Raw genomic sequence first — 17036 nt, 5'->3', positions numbered from 1 at the left:
GGGGACCGGCGTCCGCCAGGGCGCTGGTCCTGTGTCTTGTGGGCCGCATGTCGGGGAAAGCCCAAGGCATTCACGCCATCGTGTCGCGACACGGCCACGCTGTCGCCATATTCGGATGGGAGCGGGGGAGGCTGAGAGGGCATGCGTCGCAAATGGGTTTTTGCCGTACGGCCGACGGACGTGCTCGCATGGTATGCGAATTGTTAACGTCGTGTCGGTAGCATTGCGGTTGGCGTGCCGCGGGTCCGGCCCGTGTCCTCACCATTGTCATGTTCGGTAGATGTCAGGACTTCCAATGAAAACAAGCCGCCGCCGTTTTCTCGTCAACGCTGGAGCTCTGGCCGCTACGACGCTTTCGGGCAGCGCGATGGCTCAGGATGTCATCCATGACCTGCTGAACGCGCCCCGGCGCGGCAACTGGAACGACCAGTTCGACGCGCGCGCCAGCGAGGGCGGCAAGGTCGAGTCCACCATGCCGATCTTCAGCCCGCAGACGGTGGTCTACATCGAGCAGGCGATCTCCCAGTATGCGAACATCGTGGCGCAGGGCGGCTGGCCTACCGTCCCGATGGTCAACAAGCTGAAGCTCGGCATGTCCGATCCTGCCGTGGCCGAATTGCGCAAGCGTCTGATGATCTCCGGCGACCTGTCTCGCACGGCCGGCGTCTCGAATTCCTTCGACACCTATGTCGATGCCGCGGTGAAGCGCTTCCAGGCCCGCCATGGTCTGCCCGCCGACGGCGTGCTGGGCAAGTACTCCTATGCCGCGATGAACGTCTCGGCGGATGTGCGCCTGGGGCAGCTCGAGACCAATCTGGTGCGGCTGCGCTCGATGTCGGGCTTCCTGGGCGATCGCTACGTGATGGTGAACATTCCGGCCGCGCAGATCGAGGCCGTTGAGGGCGACCGCGTCGTGCTGCGCCACACCGCGATCGTCGGCAAGATCGACCGCCAGACGCCGATCCTCAACTCGAAGATCAACGAAGTCATCGTCAATCCGTACTGGAATGCGCCGGAATCGATCGTCCGCAAGGACATTATCCCGCTGATGCGTAAAGACCCGCAGTATCTGACGAAGAACAGCATCCGAATTCTCGGGCCCGATGGCAAGGAGATCGACCCGACGACGATCGACTGGAATACGGAGGATGCGGCCAAGTTCCGTTTCCGCCAGGACCCGGGCGAGATCAACGCGATGGCGTCGGTGAAGATCAACTTCCCCAACCCGCACGCCGTCTACATGCACGACACGCCTCAGCAGAGCCTGTTCTCCAAGCTGATGCGGTTCGATTCGTCGGGCTGCGTGCGCGTACAGAACGTGCGCGACCTCGTCACCTGGTTGATCCGCGACACGCCCGGCTGGGACCGCCAGACCTTCGAGCAGACCATCAAGACCGGCGAGAGCACGCCGGTGCAGATCGCCAACCCGGTGCCGGTTTATTTCACCTACGTGTCGGCCTGGTCGACCGGCGACGGCGTCGTGCACTTCCGCGACGACATCTACGGCCGCGACGGAGTTGACGAGCTTAAGATCTCGGCGGCGCTCTGATTTCGATCTGCCGGGCCTGAGCTCAGCACTGTCGATGAAGCCGCCTCCGGGCGGCTTTTTCGTTTCGGCGGGATGAGCGGCGCGGTGATAAGCCGCGCTCGCGTGTGGCCGATTGGAGGCCTTATTCGCGCCGCGAGCGTGGCGGCCCACGGGCAACTGTGTTAATGCGCGGCTTCGCCCATCTCTCGCGTCTGAGGAAATCCAGCCATGGCAATCGCTGCTGCCGCCGGAACGTACGAAACGTTCTTCAATGCCTCTCTTGCCGATGCCGACCCCGAGATCTTCGGCGCCATCCGCAACGAGCTCGGTCGCCAGCGCCACGAAATCGAACTGATCGCCTCCGAGAACATCGTTTCACGGGCCGTGCTCGAGGCACAGGGCTCGATCATGACCAACAAATACGCCGAAGGCTATCCGGGCAAGCGCTACTATGGCGGCTGCCAGTTCGTCGACGTCGCCGAGGAACTCGCCATTGAGCGCGCCAAAAAGCTGTTCGACTGCAAGTTCGCCAACGTTCAGCCGAATTCCGGCAGCCAGATGAACCAGGCCGTGTTCCTGGCTCTGCTGCAGCCCGGCGACACCTTCATGGGCCTCGACCTGAACTCGGGCGGCCACCTGACGCATGGCTCGCCGGTCAACATGAGCGGAAAATGGTTCAAGGTCGTGTCCTACGGCGTGCGCCGCGACGACCACCTGCTCGACATGGACGAGATCGAGCGGCTGGCGCAGGAGCACAAGCCCAAGCTCATCCTCGCCGGCGGCACCGCCTATTCGCGCATCTGGGACTGGAAGCGGTTCCGCGAGATCGCCGATTCCATCGGCGCCTATCTGATGGTCGACATGGCGCACATTGCCGGCCTCGTGGCCGGCGGTGTTCACCCGTCTCCGGTGCCGCATGCTCACGTGGTCACCACGACCACCCACAAGTCGCTGCGGGGCCCACGTGGCGGCATGATCCTCACCAATGACGAGGACATCGCCAAGAAGATTAATTCGGCAGTGTTCCCGGGCCTGCAGGGCGGACCGCTGATGCACGTCATTGCTGCGAAGGCGGTTGCCTTCCGCGAGGCGCTGCAGCCGTCCTTCAAGGACTATGCCAACAACGTCGTCGCCAACTCCAAGGCGCTCGCCGAAAGCCTGAAGGAGACGGGTCTCGACATCGTTTCCGGCGGCACCGACAACCATCTCATGCTGGTCGACCTGCGTCCGAAGAACGCCACGGGCAAGCGCGCCGAGGCCGCACTCGGCCGCGCCAACATCACCTGCAACAAGAACGGCATCCCGTTTGATCCCGAGAAGCCCTTCGTCACCTCCGGCATCCGTCTGGGCACTCCGGCGGCCACCACGCGCGGCTTCGGCGTCGCCGAGTTCCGCGAGATCGGTAAGCTGATCGCTGAGGTTCTGGATGGCCTGAGGATCGCCAACTCCGACGAAGGCAACGCCGTCGTCGAGGCGGCCGTCAAGGAGAAGATAGTGGCGCTCACCGAGAGGTTCCCGCTGTATTCGTATCAGGGGTAAAGCCTCAGGGTCGGCCGCCTGCGGCCGATCTTGATTCCCATTCGCCTCGGTAATACCTTTGCGAAAGCAATTCTTACCGAGGCTGCGATGAGCACGAAAGTCACCAGCAAGGGCCAGGTGACCATCCCCAAGGCCGTTCGCGACCTGCTCGATCTGAAGGCAGGCAGCGAGGTCACGTTCAGATATGGTCCCAACCGGGAGATCATCCTCGAGCGCGCCGACGGCAAGCGTCCCCCGAGCCGATTCGAGAAGCTGCTCGGCCATGCGGGACCAGGGCCGACAACGGATGAGATGATGGCCTTGCTGCGCGGTGATGACGATTGACGCTCGTCGACACCAATATCCTGCTTGATCTGGCGACGCGAGACGCCGCGTGGTGGGAATGGTCGCTGGATGCCGTCAAGGGTGCAGCCATACAAGGGCCCCTCTACATCAACGGGATCATCTATGCCGAACTCTCGGCCCGTTATTCGACGGCTGCCGAGGTCGATGAGTTCATCGACATAGCCGGGGTTCAGTTTCTTGACATTCCGCGAAAGGCGGCTTTCCTCGCGGCGAAGGCCTTTGGCCGGTATCGCGCCGCTGGCGGTTCAAGGACCGGCGTTCTATCCGATTTCTTCATTGGCGGTCACGCTGTCGTTCTTGATATTCCGATCCTGACCCGCGATGTACGCCGCTATCGTACATACTTCCCGGACCTGCGCCTCATTGCGCCGCAACTGAACTGAGTGATCCATGCGTTGTCCCTATTGCCAGTCTGACGATACCCAGGTGAAGGATTCCCGCCCCGCGGAAGACGGGGCGGCGATCCGGCGGCGGCGTGTCTGCCCGGTCTGCGGCGGACGCTTCACGACCTTCGAACGCGTCCAGCTCCGCGACCTCGTCGTCGTCAAGAAATCCGGCCGCAAGGTTCCGTTCGACCGCGACAAGCTCGCCCGGTCCATCGAGATTGCCCTGCGCAAGCGCAACGTCGATCCCGAACGCATCGAGCGGGCGGTGTCCGGCATCGTGCGTCAGCTCGAGAGTTCGGGGGAGATCGAGATTGCCTCCGAGGACATCGGCAAGCTGGTGATGGAGGCTCTGAAGTCGCTCGACGACGTCGCCTATGTGCGTTTCGCCTCGGTCTACCGCAATTTCCGCGAGGCCAAGGATTTTCACGAGGTGCTCGGCGAACTGAAGAGTGATGAGGACGCGGCCTGACCCATGGCTTCGCCGAAGGCACATGACCGTACGACCGATGAGCGATTCATGGCGGCGGCGATCCGGCTGTCGCGCAAGCATGCCGGCCTGACCTCGACCAACCCGTCTGTCGGAACGCTGATCGTGCGCGACGACGGTACGGGACCGATCATCGTCGGGCGCGGCGTCACCGCGATCGGCGGCAGGCCGCACGCGGAGGCCGAAGCGCTGGCCGAGGCGGGCGCGAGGGCGCGAGGGGCAACCGCCTATGTCACCCTGGAGCCCTGCGCGCATCATGGCCGGACGCCGCCCTGTGCCAATGCGCTGGTCGCGGCCGGTATAGCCCGGGTCGTCGGCGCCGCCAGCGACCCCGATCCGCGGGTGGCGGGTCGCGGCTATGCGATCCTGCGTGACGCCGGGATCGAGGTGGTCGAGCGCGTGCATGCCGACATGGCGGCGGACCAGCTTGCCGGCTACCTGATCCGTTCGCTTCAGAAACGCGCGGAAGTGACTCTGAAACTTGCGATTTCGGCCGACGGCATGATCGGTCGGCGAGGCGAGGGCCAGGTCGCCATCAGCGGGTCGATCTCGCGTCGGCAGGTGCAGATGATGCGCGCCGAGGCGGACGCGATCCTGGTGGGCATCGGAACGGCAATCGCGGACGATCCGCTCCTCACCGTGCGACTGCCCGGCCTCGAATCCCGCTCGCCGGCAAGAATCGTGCTCGACCATGGCGCGCGCCTTCCGCTCGCGTCGAAGCTGGTGGCGAGCGCGCGCGACGTGCCGCTGCTTCTGGCGACCTCGATCGACATTTCGGCGGAACGGCGGCGTGACTACGAGGCGGCCGGGGTGCGCTTGCTGGCGACGGACACATTCGAGAACCGCATCGCGCTGCCGGAACTGACCGAGGATCTCGCCGCCCAAGGCATCTCCTCATTGCTGGTCGAGGGTGGCGCGGAAGCGGCGAGGGCATTTCTGGCGGACGGTGTCGTCGACCGGCTGGCGCTGTTCAGGAGCCCCGTGGTCGTTGGCGCGGACGGCGTGCCGTCGCCGGTCGATCCGGACAATCCGCCGGCGGGCTTCCGGAAGCTTCGGGAAGCCAGGTTCGGCGACGATGCATATACCGAATACGTGAGGCAGCGCTGATGTTCACCGGAATTGTCACAGACGTCGGCACGGTTGCCCGCGTGACCCCACTCGACCAAGGCGTCAGGTTGCGCGTCGACACTGCCTATGATCCCTCGACCATCGACATCGGCGCCTCCATCTCCTGTTCGGGCGTGTGCCTGACTGTCGTGACGCTGCCCGAGGGCGGCGCGAACGCTCGCTGGTTCGAGGTGGAGGCGTGGGAAGAGGCGCTTCGGCTGACGACAGCCGCCGCATGGGCTGCGGGAACGCGCATCAACCTGGAGCGCGCGCTGAAGGTCGGCGACGAGCTTGGCGGGCATATCGTCTCCGGCCACATCGACGGCATGGCCGAGATCGTGGACCGCAAGGACGAAGGCGAGGCGGTGCGCTTCACGCTGGAAGCTCCCGAGCATCTGGCAAAATTCATCGCGCCGAAGGGTTCCGTTGCGCTGGACGGAACTTCTCTGACGGTGAACCGCGTCGAGCGGACGCGCTTCGACGTGCTGCTGATCCAGCACTCGCTCGCCGTCACCACCTGGGCGGACCGCAAGGTCGGCGACCGCGTCAATCTCGAGGTCGACACCATGGCCCGCTACGCGGCCCGGCTGACGGAAGCCGCAGAGCAGGGCCTCTGAAACCAGCCTCCGATCGGCGGGCGGCACCCGCCGATCGACAGGCTTTGCAGCGAACGGCGCTGTCCATGAGGCTTGTCTTGATCTAACCTTCCGGTAGGAAGGAAATCGGTCATGGAACGCCGACTGGCAGCCGTTCTCTCCGCCGACATGGCCGGCTACAGCCGTCTCATGGAATGGGACGAGGATGGCGTCATAGCGCGCCAGAAGGCGCACCGGCGCGAAACGATCGATCCCGAAATCGCACGCTGCGGCGGGCGGATCATCAAGACCACCGGCGACGGCATGCTTTGCGAGTTCGGGTCCGCCCAGAGCGCGGTGCGGTGCGCCATCGCCATCCAGGCGGCGATGGCCGACCGCGAACGGGAGCGCGATGCGGATCGGCGCATCGTCTATCGCGTCGGCATCAATCTCGGCGACATCGTCTTCGAGGACGATGATTTCTTCGGCGACGGCGTGAATGTCGCAGCGCGCCTGCAGGGCCTCGCCGAGCCGGGTGGCGTGTGCATTTCCGATGTCGTGCATCAGACCGTCGGCGACCGGCTCGACCAGCCTTTCCGCGACATGGGCAGTCAGCGCGTCAAGAACATCTCGCGTCCGATCCGCGTCTGGCAGTGGACGCCCGATGCGCCGCCGCCGCATCGCAAGGTTGATCCGGCGATGCTGAAGCAGCAGATCCGCTTCGCGACTGCCGCCGACGGGACGCAAATCGCCTGGACGCGGCTTGGGGAAGGAGCGCCGGTCCTCAAGGCGCCCAATTGGATGAACCATCTGGAATACGAGTGGCGCAGCCCGCTCTTCGGGCCGTTGTTCGACCGGCTGGTCGGCCAGTGCCAACTGGTCCGCTTCGACCAGCGCGGCAACGGCCTTTCCGATTGGGAGGTGGAGGATGTTTCCGAACGGACCATGGTCGACGACATGGCCTGCGTGGCCGACGCGGCGGAACTGGAGCGCTTCGCGTTGCTCGGCATCTCGCAGGGCGGCGCTTTCTCGATACGCTACGCGGTCGAGCACCCGGAACGGATCACCTGTCTGATCATCCTGGGCGGCTACCTGCGCGGGCGGCTCATGCGGCCGGATCCCGAGCAGAAAAAGCTGTTCGAGGCGATCTCCTTGATCATCCGCGATGGCTGGGGCTCGCCCAACCCCGTCTTCCGGCAGGTCTTCACGTCGAGCTTCATCCCGGACGCGCCGCCGGACATGGCGGCAAGCTTCGACGAGTTGCAGCGCATCTCCACCAGCCCGCAGAATGCGCTGCGCCTGTGGACCATGAATGCGCGCATCGACCTCAGCGATCTGGCCCGGCAGGTGCGCGTACCGACTCTGATCCTGCACAGTGCCGGCGACCGCGTCTCCCCGATCGACGAGGGAACGCGGATGGCCAGGCTGATCCCCGGAGCGAGTTTCGTCGAACTGCCCGGCAACAACCATCTGCTCGTGGAAGGGACGTCGGCCTTCGATCGGTTCTTTGACGAGATCGAGGCCTTTCTGACACGCTACAATCACTGAAAGCAGGGCGCTCGCAACGCATGGCGACAAAAGCGCCGAGCACCTGCATCAGAGGCTTGTAGCAGTGTCCGGTTCGGCCTAAGTGACCCGCTCGACCGGAGACGAAAATGGCAGGCATATCCCAGCACGGCAAAGCATTCATCCGCCCCGATAGGGCGCATGTGCTGATCATCGAGGCGCGTTTCCACGACGGTCTCGCGGACGCGCTGCTCGAAGGCGCCACCAGCGCGCTCGAGGAAGCCGGCGCGACCTACGACGTCGTCACGGTCCCGGGTTCGCTGGAGATCCCGGCTGTGATCTCGTTCGCGCTGGACGGGACCGAGAATGGTGGCACCGAGTATGATGGTTTCGTGGCCCTTGGCACGGTCATCCGCGGAGACACTTATCACTTCGAAATCGTCGCCAACGAGTCGAGCCGCGCTTTGATGGATCTTGCGGTGGAGGAATCGCTGGCGATCGGAAACGGCATCCTGACCACCGAGAACGATGCGCAGGCATGGACACGGGCAAGGAAGAGCGAGGGCGACAAGGGCGGGTTCGCGGCGCGCGCGGCCCTCACCATGATCGCGCTGCGCGAGCGCTTCGGAGCCTGATGGTGAGCCAGCAGCCTCCAGCCAAGGTCGCCCAGGCCATGCGCCACGCCAACAAGCGCGGCGCTGCGCGCCTTGCCGCCGTCCAGGCCCTCTATCAGATGGATGTGGCGGGCAGCGGCCTGCTCGAGATCACCGCGGAATACGAGTCTTTCCGCCTCGGCAAGGAAGTCGACGGGGCGCTCTACCGCGAGGCCGATGCCCAATGGTTCCGCGCCATCCTCTCCGGCGTCGTCGAGAATCAGAAGACGGTCGATCCGATCATCCGCCAGTCCCTGACGGAAGACTGGCCGCTGTCGCGGCTCGATTCGACCCTGCGCGCCATTCTGCGCGCCGGCGTCTATGAGTTGATGAAGCGGGAAGACGTGCCGGTGGCCGTCGTCGTTTCGGAATATGTCGACATCGCCAAGGCATTCTACGAAGAGGATGAGCCAAAGCTTGTGAACGCCGTGCTCGATCGGGTTGCGCGGCGCGTGAGAGGCGAAGGCCGAGGCAAGGACGCCTGATGGCCAGCGCCGAATCGGAGGCGCGGCGCACCGCAATCATCCTGGCCGCGTCGCAGGCCATCGTCGGTTCGGCAGCGCCTATCGCGATCTCCATCGGCGGGCTGGCCGGCGCCTATCTGCTCGGCCCCGACAAGTCGCTGGCGACCGCACCGATCACCGGCTTCAACGTCGGCGTTGCAATCGGTGCTCTTCCGGCAGCCTTCATCATCCGCAAGCTCGGCCAGCGCAACGGCTTCATGACGGGCACCATCGTCACGGCGATGGGCGGGTTGCTCGCGACCTTCGCGCTTTTCCAGTCGAACTTCTGGCTCTTCGTCATCTCGCTGCTGACGATTGGCCTCGGCGGAGCCTTCGTGCAGCAATTCCGCTTTGCGGCGGCCGACAATGCGCCGCCGCAGTTCAAGGCGCGCGCAATTTCCTTCGTCCTGGCGGGCGGCATCGTGACGGCCATCCTCGGGCCGCAGATCGTCATATTCACCAGCGAATTGCTTTTCCCGGTGATGTTCGCCGGCGCGTTCGCGTCGATACTTCCGCTTGCTGCTGTCGGGGCGGTGATCCTCTCGTTTCTGCGCGTCGCCCCTGCCGCACAGACCGTAGAGACAACCACCGACACCGGCAGGCCTTTGGCGGAGATCATCTCGCAGCCGCGCTTCGTCGTGGCGCTTCTGTGCGCGGTCGCATCCTACTCGCTGATGAGCTTCGTGATGACCGGCGCGCCGCTTGCCATGGTCGGCTGCGGGTTCTCGACGGAGGAGGCAACGCTCGGCATCTCGTGGCACGTGATGGCGATGTTCGGCCCCAGCTTCTTCACCGGCGCGCTGATCCAGCGCTTCGGCAAAGAGACGATCATCGCACTCGGCCTCCTGCTGCTCATTGCCTGCGGCATCGTCGGGCTCTCCGGCATCGCCCTGTGGCAGTTCTGGACGTCTCTCATCCTGCTCGGCCTTGGCTGGAACTTCGGCTTCATCGGCGCGACCGCCATGGTCGCCGAAACCTACGAGCAGTCCGAAAAGGGCAAGATCCAGGGCCTGCACGACTTCGTCCTGTTCGGCTCGGTCGCCTTCGGCTCCCTTATGGCCGGTCAGGTGTACAACGGCTGGGGCTGGGAAATGCTGAACTGGATCGTTTTCCCCGTGGCCGGCCTCTGCCTCTTGGCGCTCGGCGCGCTGAGGCTCGTGAAGGTTCGCCAGCCAGCGTGAGGCGCAGCCCCCCGCCGACTACCGGGGCCGTGCAGTTGTCGGCCTCGCTGGATGGTCGAGGGTGATTTCCAGGACCGCCGTTTCGGCCCCTGCGATCCAGCGGCGCAGGATCACCATGAAATTGTGCTCGGTCCCACCATGCGTCACAGAGACCATGTCGCCGATCGCACAATCGCGGCCGAGCGCGAGCGCGTAGACGGCCTCCAGGATACCCTGACGCGACACATGGCGCTCGGCGCTCGCCGACAGCGCGATGATCACACCCTCTGGATTTGCCTGCGGGTAGCGACTCGGCGATGGCTTGGGTTCACGCTCAACCCCAGCAGGAAGCTTTGCCATGACGTCGCGAATCTCCAAAATCATCCTGTGCCTGTGCCTGGCGGCATTCGCCTTCCTTGTCGCCTTCGGCAACATCACCGATTACGGCTCGAACTTCGCTTTTGTCCAGCATGTGCTGAGCATGGACACCACCTTTCCGGGCAATGCCCTGATGTACCGGTCGATCACCAATCCGTCGCTTTGGACCGCGGGCTACTGGCTGATCATCTTCGGCGAGGCGCTGACCTGCGTGTTCTTCCTCATCGCCTCGTGGAAACTCTGGCAGGCGCGCAACGCCAGCGGCGAAGACTTCAACGAAGCGAAGAAGTTCGTGATCGTCGGCACGACCATGGGCTTTCTTGTCTGGTATTTCGGCTTCATGGTCGTCGGCGGCGAATGGTTCGCCATGTGGCAGTCCAGTACCTGGAATGGTCAGGACGCTGCTTTCAAGTTCTACATGACGATGCTCGCCGTGCTGATCTACGTCGTCCAGCCTGATCGCGACTTGCGCCGCGGATAAACACGCGGGCTTACTCCCGAAGGCGAAGCATCGGAACAATCGTGGCGGCAAGTCCACGCTGGTTCCGGGCTTCGCGGAGCGGGCGAAAGCTGGGCAGAAAACGAACGAAACCTTGACGATACGAGCAGTCTTTCGCATACACCGGGATGGAGGCTGCTGGAGGGCGGCTTCCTCACTTTGGTCCGGGGAGGGGTTCTGCCGGACAAAATCAGGGAAGAGAATCGGCAATGACCATGCTTTACGTCGTCATCGCCTGCGGCTTGCTTTCCATTCTTTACGCCATATGGGCAACGCAGTCGGTCCTCGCGGCCGACCAGGGAAACGCTCGCATGCAGGAAATCGCCGGCGCCATCCGTGAGGGTGCGCAGGCCTATCTCACCCGCCAGTACACCACCATCGCCATCGTCGGCGTCGTGGTCTTCCTGCTGGCATGGTGGCTTCTTTCGGGTACGGCCGCGATCGGCTTCCTCATCGGCGCGGTGCTTTCGGGCGTCGCCGGCTTCATCGGAATGCATGTGTCGGTCCGCGCCAACGTGCGCACGGCCCAGGCCGCTTCGAACAGCCTCGCCGCCGGCCTCGACATCGCCTTCAAGGCGGGCGCGATCACCGGCCTTCTGGTCGCCGGTCTCGCCTTGCTCGGCGTCTCCGTTTACTACTGGGTTCTCGTCGGCGCGATGGGATACAGCCCGTCGGACCGCATGGTCATCGACGCACTGGTCGCGCTCGGCTTCGGCGCGTCCCTGATCTCCATCTTCGCGCGTCTCGGCGGCGGCATCTTCACCAAGGGTGCTGACGTCGGCGGCGACCTCGTCGGCAAGGTGGAAGCCGGCATCCCCGAGGACGATCCGCGCAATCCGGCCACCATCGCCGACAATGTCGGCGACAATGTCGGCGACTGCGCCGGCATGGCGGCGGACCTGTTCGAGACCTACGCGGTGACGGTCGTGGCCACCATGGTTCTGGCGGCCATCTTCTTCGGAACCGCCGCCAACTTCTCCGACATCATGCTCTATCCGCTGGCGATCTGCGGCGCCTGCATCATCACCTCGATCGTCGGCACCTTCTTCGTCAAGCTGGGTTCCAACGGCTCGATCATGGGCGCGCTCTACAAGGGGCTGATCGTGACCGGCCTGCTGTCTATCATCGGCCTTGGCGCCGCGACCTCGCTCACCATCGGCTGGGGGGACATCGGCGCGGGCGCGCATCTGGTGAACGGGTTCAACCTGTTCATCTGCGGCCTCATCGGTCTCGTGGTGACAGCCCTCATCGTGGTGATCACCGAGTACTACACCGGCACCAACAAGCGGCCGGTGAACTCGATCGCACAGGCCTCGGTGACTGGTCACGGCACCAACGTCATCCAGGGCCTCGCCGTCTCGCTGGAATCGACTGCGCTGCCGGCCATCGTCATCGTCGGCGGCATCATCGCCACGTTCCAACTGGCCGGCCTGTTCGGAACCGCGATCGCCGTGACCACCATGCTCGGCCTCGCCGGGATGATCGTCGCGCTCGACGCCTTCGGCCCGGTCACCGACAACGCCGGCGGCATCGCGGAAATGTCCGGCCTGCCGAAGGAGGTCCGCCAGTCGACCGACGCGCTCGACGCGGTCGGCAACACGACGAAGGCGGTCACCAAGGGCTACGCGATCGGCTCCGCCGGTCTCGGCGCACTGGTGCTGTTTGCTGCGTACAGCTACGACCTGCAGTACTTCGCGGCGAACTCGGCGCAGTTCCCGTATTTCGCGGACCTGGGCACGGTCTCGTTCGACCTGTCGAACCCGTATGTGGTCGCCGGCCTGATCTTCGGCGGCCTGATCCCGTACCTCTTCGGCGGCATCGCCATGACGGCGGTCGGTCGCGCCGCCGGCGCCATCGTCGAGGAGGTGCGCAAGCAGTTCCGCGAGGACCCAGGCATCATGAAGGGCACGTCCAAGCCCAACTATGCCCGCGCCGTCGACCTTCTGACCAAGGCGGCGATCAAGGAGATGGTCATCCCCTCGCTTCTGCCTGTGCTGGCGCCGCTTGTGGTCTATTTCGGCGTGCTGCTGATCTCGGGCTCGAAGGCGTCTGCCTTCGCCGCGCTCGGGGCTTCGCTGCTCGGCGTCATCGTCAACGGCCTCTTCGTGGCGATCTCCATGACCTCTGGCGGCGGCGCCTGGGACAACGCCAAGAAGTCCTTCGAGGACGGCTTCATCGACAAGGATGGCGTGAAGCACCTGAAGGGATCCGAGGCCCACAAGGCGTCGGTCACTGGCGACACCGTCGGCGATCCCTACAAGGACACCGCCGGCCCGGCCGTAAACCCCGCCATCAAGATCACCAACATCGTGGCCCTGCTGCTGCTTGCGGTGCTGGCGCATAGCGGCGTGTAGCCGCGCATCGGCCTGCCTAAGGAAAAGGCCCGCGGGAGCGATCCCGCGGGCCTTTTTGCGATGGGAACGGTGAAGGACGTCAGCGCGGCTGGTTCGAGCCCGGCACGCTCGGGATGCCCTGCACGCCGGTCAGAAGCTGTCCGATGAAGCTCTGGTCCTTGCCGGCGGTCGGCGTCGTGCGCGAGATGAAGTCGAACACCTTGCCGTCCTGCTTGCCGTAGTTGGCGATGTTGGTGACACGGCCATCTGCGCCGAAGTAGACCGCAAGCACCCGCTGGTCGACCAGGCGCGGCTGCTGGAACGCCACGCTGCGCTTGCGCGTCTGCGAGATGTAATAGAACACCTCGTTGTCGAAGGTCGCGGTCGTCGACGGTGTGCCGAGCGCCAGGATGACCTGTTCGCGGCTCGATCCGACCGGGACGAGCTCCAGCTGCTGCTCGTCGATGACATAACCCTGATGAAAAGTCTCGCTGGTGCCGAGGTTCATCGAGGACGCCGTGCATCCAGAAACCGCGATTGACGAGACGACCGCGGCACCCCAAATCAGGCTGGACTTGAAAATCCGAGAATCCAAGAACGACTCCATGCTGCATCAGCCCCGGCAATGGTTTGCACGAAGCGGCAAAACCGGTAAACCAGCTTACTCGCCGATGCAACCGAGCGCGGCCCGAAACACTCCCCGGAGGCCATACTTGATGTTCCAGCGCTGGTTTGGGCGCAATCGCCATGCCAACAGGGCGGTTACTGACGCCCTTTACGAGCGAATCGTGGCGGCGGCGCGGCAACCTGTCTTTTATGCGGAATGGGACGTGCCCGACACGCCGCTCGGCCGCTTCGAGATGGTCGGGCTGCATGTCTTCCTCTTCCTGCATCGGGTCCGGGGGGAGCAGGGCACCATCGCCGAGATCGCCCAGACCTTGACCGACGAATTCTTCGCCGATGTCGACAGTTCCCTTCGCGAACTGGGGATCGGAGATGCCGGCGTTCCCAAGCGCGCAAAGAAGCTTGCGAAGATGTTTTATGGGCGCGCGGCGTCTTACGGCGACGCGCTCGACCGTGGCGATCGCGAGGCCCTTGCGGCTGCGCTCGGCCGTAACGTGCGCCCGGATCTGGACGGGTGGGCAGGCGCCGGCCCGCTCTCGGACTATGTGACATCGGTCGCGGCGTCGTTGCGCGCGCAAGACAGCGAGGAGTTCCTCGCCGGGCGGATCGCATTGCCGGCCGCCGGAAAGGCAGAACAATGACCAATTTCGAGCACAGCCCCGTATCCTTCCTCGTCAATGTGGCGCGGCTGCCGCAGAAGGGTATGCCGGTCACGATCGTTGCCGACGAGAAGCAGCGCGTGCGCCTCGCCGAGGAGCATGGACTGTTCGCGGTGCGTTCCTTCAGGGCCGAACTTCTGGTCACCAACTGGAGGAGGAACGGGGTAAAGGTCGCCGGGCGCGTCGACGCGGAACTCGTGCAGCAGTGCGGCGTGACGCTCGAACCTCTCGACGCCACCATCGCGGAGGAGATTTCACAGGTCTACCTGCCGGAGGATTCGAAGCTGGGCAGGCTCGGCTTCCACGAGGGCGGCGAGATCCTGCTGGATGCGGAAGGCCCAGATAGCCCCGAGACGTTTTCGGGTGACACGATCGACGTCGGTGCGCTTGCCGAAGAGTTCTTCGGCCTGGCCATCGATCCTTATCCGCGAAAGTCCGGCGCTGGGCTGGCTGGGCCGGCGGACGAAGAGGATGCTGGTGCAACTGGCGGGCAGTTGCGGGAAAAACTGTTGTCCTTTACCCGGAAAACCTGAAAAGGCCGGGAGCACACCGATTAGACGTTGTGCGCCGGGCCGAAACCGCTATTTTCGCCGGACTTTCCGGTCCCGTCCAGGGACAGATACGAGATGACCCACGCGTGATCACAATATCCATCGACGCCATGGGGGGCGACCATGGTCCCTCCGTTACGGTGCCGGCGCTCGACCGCGTGATTGAACGTCGCCCGGAGGTCCGCTTCCTGGTCTTCGGCCTGGAGGATCAGGTACGTCCCTGGCTGGCCAAGTATCCGCGTGTTTCCGCAGCCAGCACCTTCGTGCCTTGCGAGATCGCCGTCGGCATGTCCGACAAGCCCAGCCAGGCCCTTCGCCAGGGCCGCTGGAAATCGTCGATGTGGAAATCGATCGAGGCGGTGAAGAGCGGCGAAGCGGCAGTCTGCATCTCGGCCGGCAACACTGGCGCCCTGATGGCGATGTCCAAGTTCTGCCTGCGCACGATGGCGAACATCGAGCGACCCGCGATCGCCGCCATCTGGCCGAATGCGCGGGCAGAGGGCGTGGTTCTCGACGTCGGCGCCACCATCGGCGCCGATTCCCATCAGCTGATCGACTTCGCCATACTGGGAGCGGCGATGGCCCGCGCCCTGTTCTCGATCGAAAAGCCCACCGTCGGCCTGTTGAACGTCGGCGTGGAAGAGATCAAGGGCCAGGAAGAGGTCAAGGAGGCCGGGCGCCTGCTGCGCGAGGCCGATCTTCCGTCGATGAGCTATCATGGCTTCGTGGAAGGCGACGACATCAGCAAGGGCACCGTGGACGTCGTCGTCACGGAAGGCTTCGCGGGCAATATCGCCCTGAAGACCGCTGAAGGCACCGCCCGCCAGATCGGCGGCTATCTGCGCGCCGCCATGAGCCGGACCTGGCGCGCCCGCATCGGATATCTCTTCGCGAAGCCTGCCTTCGAGCGACTGCGCGAGAAGATGGATGTGAGGAAATCAAACGGCGGCGTCTTCCTGGGTCTCAACGGCATCGTCGTCAAGAGCCACGGGGGCACGGACGAAGAGGGCTTCGCGGCAGCGATCGAACTCGGCTACGACATGGTGCGCACTCGCCTGATCGAGCGGATCAAAGGCGATCTCGATGCGTTTCACTCTCGCCTGCCGCAGGCCATGATGAAATTGCGGCAACCGGTCGACGAGACCGAGCAACAAAGGATTTGACTGAATGATACGTTCTGTCGTGCGCGGCGTGGGGTCGTCGTTGCCGCGCCGGTTGATGAGGAATGCCGATTTCGAAGGGATGGTGGAGACCTCCGACGAATGGATTGTCCAGCGTACCGGCATTCGCCAGCGCCATATCGCTGCCGACGACGAGACGACGGCGTCTCTGGGCGAGGCGGCGGCACGCGCTGCCCTCGACCATGCGGGGCTGACGCCGGCCGATATCGACCTGATCGTGCTCGCCACCTCGACCCCGAACAACACTTTCCCGGCGACGGCGGTCGAGATCCAGAACCGCCTCGGCATGCGGCACGGCTTCGCCTTCGACATGCAGGCGGTGTGCAGCGGTTTCGTCTACGCCGTGACAACGGCTGATCTCTACATCCGCGGCGGCCTCGCCAAGCGCGTGCTGGTCATCGGATCCGAGACATTCTCCCGTATCCTTGACTGGGCGGACCGCTCGACCTGCGTGCTCTTCGGCGACGGCGCGGGCGCGCTTGTCCTGGAGGCGCAAGAGGGCGAAGGCACCATCGGAGACCGTGGCGTGCTGGCGGCGAGCCTGCGCTCCGACGGAACCCACAAGGACAAGCTCTTTGTCGACGGTGGGCCGTCTACCACCCAGACCGTGGGTCATCTCAGGATGGAGGGCCGCGAGGTCTTCAAGCATGCTGTGGGAATGATTACCGACGTGATCGAGGCGACATTCGAGGAGGCCGGCATCGGTCCGCAGGACCTCGACTGGTTCGTGCCGCATCAGGCCAACAAGCGCATCATCGACGCCTCGGCCAGGAAACTCGGGATTGCAGAGGAGAAGGTGGTCATCACGGTCGACCTTCACGGCAACACCTCGGCTGCATCGGTGCCGCTCGCTCTTTCGACCGCGGTCTCCGATGGGCGCATCAAGGAGGGCGACCTGGTGCTTCTGGAAGCCATGGGCGGCGGTTTCACCTGGGGCGCCGTCCTACTTCGCTGGTGAAGCAGCATCGGCTCCTTGACCCAGCCTGACCAATTTCCTAACGTCTAGGCGTTTGGAACTGTTG

The 17036-nt window shown here is 64.4% G+C and carries 19 protein-coding genes; 17 read left to right on the top strand and 2 right to left on the bottom strand.

Annotated elements, in window-relative coordinates; all coding sequences use genetic code 11:
* Positions 1–295: 295 nt before the first annotated feature.
* From PD284_RS16895 to PD284_RS16845, 11 genes are all read left to right on the top strand, one after another.
* Positions 296–1549 (top strand): L,D-transpeptidase family protein, encoded by a 1254-nt coding sequence (locus PD284_RS16895; RefSeq protein ID WP_274629330.1) that lies wholly within the window; start codon positions 296–298, stop codon positions 1547–1549.
* A 207-nt stretch (positions 1550–1756) separates the two neighbouring features.
* Positions 1757–3067, top strand: coding sequence for a serine hydroxymethyltransferase (gene glyA / locus PD284_RS16890; RefSeq protein ID WP_274629329.1), 1311 nt, complete (start codon positions 1757–1759; stop codon positions 3065–3067).
* Between the two features lie 87 nt (positions 3068–3154).
* Positions 3155–3391, top strand: a complete 237-nt coding sequence (locus PD284_RS16885; protein WP_274629328.1) for an AbrB/MazE/SpoVT family DNA-binding domain-containing protein — start codon at positions 3155–3157, stop codon at positions 3389–3391.
* The gene (locus tag PD284_RS16880; protein ID WP_274629327.1) at positions 3388–3795 is read left to right on the top strand and encodes a type II toxin-antitoxin system VapC family toxin; all 408 of its coding nucleotides are present in this window, start codon (positions 3388–3390) and stop codon (positions 3793–3795) included. Before PD284_RS16885 ends, PD284_RS16880 begins: the two co-directional genes overlap by 4 nt.
* A gap of 7 nt (positions 3796–3802) precedes the next feature.
* Complete coding sequence (gene nrdR / locus PD284_RS16875; protein WP_274629326.1) at positions 3803–4267, top strand: transcriptional regulator NrdR; 465 nt, start codon at positions 3803–3805, stop codon at positions 4265–4267.
* Between the two features lie 3 nt (positions 4268–4270).
* Positions 4271–5392: a bifunctional diaminohydroxyphosphoribosylaminopyrimidine deaminase/5-amino-6-(5-phosphoribosylamino)uracil reductase RibD gene (gene ribD / locus PD284_RS16870; RefSeq protein ID WP_274629325.1), complete on the top strand. Its 1122-nt coding sequence runs from the start codon at positions 4271–4273 to the stop codon at positions 5390–5392.
* The gene (locus PD284_RS16865; RefSeq protein ID WP_274629324.1) at positions 5392–6009 is read left to right on the top strand and encodes a riboflavin synthase; all 618 of its coding nucleotides are present in this window, start codon (positions 5392–5394) and stop codon (positions 6007–6009) included. The genes ribD and PD284_RS16865 overlap by 1 nt, the downstream gene beginning before the upstream one ends.
* A 111-nt stretch (positions 6010–6120) precedes the next feature.
* Entirely contained in the window at positions 6121–7515 is a 1395-nt protein-coding gene (locus tag PD284_RS16860; RefSeq protein ID WP_274629323.1) for an alpha/beta fold hydrolase, read from the top strand.
* 107 nt (positions 7516–7622) lie between these two features.
* Positions 7623–8108 (top strand): 6,7-dimethyl-8-ribityllumazine synthase, encoded by a 486-nt coding sequence (gene ribH / locus PD284_RS16855; RefSeq protein WP_274629322.1) that lies wholly within the window; start codon positions 7623–7625, stop codon positions 8106–8108.
* A gap of 38 nt (positions 8109–8146) precedes the next feature.
* Positions 8147–8611: a transcription antitermination factor NusB gene (nusB, locus tag PD284_RS16850; RefSeq protein ID WP_274630670.1), complete on the top strand. Its 465-nt coding sequence runs from the start codon at positions 8147–8149 to the stop codon at positions 8609–8611.
* On the top strand, positions 8611–9810 hold the full coding sequence (locus PD284_RS16845; RefSeq protein WP_274629321.1) for an MFS transporter: 1200 nt from the start codon (positions 8611–8613) through the stop codon (positions 9808–9810). The genes nusB and PD284_RS16845 overlap by 1 nt, the downstream gene beginning before the upstream one ends.
* Before the next feature lie 18 nt (positions 9811–9828).
* On the opposite strand, the gene PD284_RS16840 is transcribed toward PD284_RS16845, so the two are convergent.
* Complete coding sequence (locus PD284_RS16840; RefSeq protein WP_274629320.1) at positions 9829–10149, bottom strand: hypothetical protein; 321 nt, start codon at positions 10147–10149, stop codon at positions 9829–9831.
* On the opposite strand from PD284_RS16840, the gene PD284_RS16835 reads away from it, so the two are divergent.
* The gene (locus tag PD284_RS16835) at positions 10148–10648 is read left to right on the top strand and encodes a DUF2165 family protein (protein WP_274629319.1); all 501 of its coding nucleotides are present in this window, start codon (positions 10148–10150) and stop codon (positions 10646–10648) included. The genes PD284_RS16840 and PD284_RS16835 overlap by 2 nt on opposite strands.
* A 227-nt stretch (positions 10649–10875) precedes the next feature.
* On the top strand, positions 10876–13020 hold the full coding sequence (locus PD284_RS16830) for a sodium-translocating pyrophosphatase (protein ID WP_274629318.1): 2145 nt from the start codon (positions 10876–10878) through the stop codon (positions 13018–13020).
* Positions 13021–13099: 79 nt separating this feature from the next.
* Here the strand turns inward: PD284_RS16830 and PD284_RS16825 are convergent, their stop codons facing one another.
* Positions 13100–13606, bottom strand: a complete 507-nt coding sequence (locus PD284_RS16825; protein WP_274629317.1) for an outer membrane protein assembly factor BamE — start codon at positions 13604–13606, stop codon at positions 13100–13102.
* Between the two features lie 109 nt (positions 13607–13715).
* Here PD284_RS16825 and PD284_RS16820 point away from each other — a divergent pair, with 109 nt between their 5' ends.
* The 4 genes from PD284_RS16820 to PD284_RS16805 all read left to right on the top strand — a co-directional run bounded on the left by PD284_RS16820 (position 13716) and on the right by PD284_RS16805 (position 16972).
* Positions 13716–14264, top strand: a complete 549-nt coding sequence (locus tag PD284_RS16820) for a ubiquinol-cytochrome C chaperone family protein (RefSeq protein ID WP_274630669.1) — start codon at positions 13716–13718, stop codon at positions 14262–14264.
* On the top strand, positions 14261–14815 hold the full coding sequence (locus PD284_RS16815) for a YceD family protein (protein ID WP_274629316.1): 555 nt from the start codon (positions 14261–14263) through the stop codon (positions 14813–14815). Before PD284_RS16820 ends, PD284_RS16815 begins: the two co-directional genes overlap by 4 nt.
* Before the next feature lie 104 nt (positions 14816–14919).
* On the top strand, positions 14920–15996 hold the full coding sequence (gene plsX / locus PD284_RS16810) for a phosphate acyltransferase PlsX (RefSeq protein WP_274629315.1): 1077 nt from the start codon (positions 14920–14922) through the stop codon (positions 15994–15996).
* A gap of 4 nt (positions 15997–16000) precedes the next feature.
* Positions 16001–16972, top strand: a complete 972-nt coding sequence (locus tag PD284_RS16805) for a beta-ketoacyl-ACP synthase III (protein ID WP_274629314.1) — start codon at positions 16001–16003, stop codon at positions 16970–16972.
* Positions 16973–17036 lie beyond the last annotated feature (64 nt).

Source organism: Mesorhizobium shangrilense, assembly GCF_028826155.1.
Lineage (GTDB): Bacteria > Pseudomonadota > Alphaproteobacteria > Rhizobiales > Rhizobiaceae > Arvimicrobium > Arvimicrobium flavum.
The sequence above is the reverse complement of the archived record's forward strand: the minus strand, read 5'-3'. Positions and strand labels throughout refer to the sequence as shown.

What these genes read in the sequence shown, in the direction of transcription:
- PD284_RS16835 (WP_274629319.1), top strand. Translation starts at nt 10,148, where the DNA reads ATGACGTCGCGAATCTCCAAAATCATCCTGTGCCTGTGCCTGGCGGCA.
- PD284_RS16830 (WP_274629318.1), top strand. Translation starts at nt 10,876, where the DNA reads ATGACCATGCTTTACGTCGTCATCGCCTGCGGCTTGCTTTCCATTCTT.
- PD284_RS16840 (WP_274629320.1), bottom strand. Translation starts at nt 10,149, where the DNA reads ATGGCAAAGCTTCCTGCTGGGGTTGAGCGTGAACCCAAGCCATCGCCG.
- PD284_RS16820 (WP_274630669.1), top strand. Translation starts at nt 13,716, where the DNA reads ATGTTCCAGCGCTGGTTTGGGCGCAATCGCCATGCCAACAGGGCGGTT.
- nrdR (WP_274629326.1), top strand. Translation starts at nt 3,803, where the DNA reads ATGCGTTGTCCCTATTGCCAGTCTGACGATACCCAGGTGAAGGATTCC.
- ribD (WP_274629325.1), top strand. Translation starts at nt 4,271, where the DNA reads ATGGCTTCGCCGAAGGCACATGACCGTACGACCGATGAGCGATTCATG.
- PD284_RS16865 (WP_274629324.1), top strand. Translation starts at nt 5,392, where the DNA reads ATGTTCACCGGAATTGTCACAGACGTCGGCACGGTTGCCCGCGTGACC.
- PD284_RS16825 (WP_274629317.1), bottom strand. Translation starts at nt 13,606, where the DNA reads ATGGAGTCGTTCTTGGATTCTCGGATTTTCAAGTCCAGCCTGATTTGG.
- ribH (WP_274629322.1), top strand. Translation starts at nt 7,623, where the DNA reads ATGGCAGGCATATCCCAGCACGGCAAAGCATTCATCCGCCCCGATAGG.
- PD284_RS16815 (WP_274629316.1), top strand. Translation starts at nt 14,261, where the DNA reads ATGACCAATTTCGAGCACAGCCCCGTATCCTTCCTCGTCAATGTGGCG.
- PD284_RS16895 (WP_274629330.1), top strand. Translation starts at nt 296, where the DNA reads ATGAAAACAAGCCGCCGCCGTTTTCTCGTCAACGCTGGAGCTCTGGCC.
- PD284_RS16860 (WP_274629323.1), top strand. Translation starts at nt 6,121, where the DNA reads ATGGAACGCCGACTGGCAGCCGTTCTCTCCGCCGACATGGCCGGCTAC.
- PD284_RS16885 (WP_274629328.1), top strand. Translation starts at nt 3,155, where the DNA reads ATGAGCACGAAAGTCACCAGCAAGGGCCAGGTGACCATCCCCAAGGCC.
- PD284_RS16845 (WP_274629321.1), top strand. Translation starts at nt 8,611, where the DNA reads ATGGCCAGCGCCGAATCGGAGGCGCGGCGCACCGCAATCATCCTGGCC.
- nusB (WP_274630670.1), top strand. Translation starts at nt 8,147, where the DNA reads ATGCGCCACGCCAACAAGCGCGGCGCTGCGCGCCTTGCCGCCGTCCAG.
- PD284_RS16805 (WP_274629314.1), top strand. Translation starts at nt 16,001, where the DNA reads ATGATACGTTCTGTCGTGCGCGGCGTGGGGTCGTCGTTGCCGCGCCGG.
- glyA (WP_274629329.1), top strand. Translation starts at nt 1,757, where the DNA reads ATGGCAATCGCTGCTGCCGCCGGAACGTACGAAACGTTCTTCAATGCC.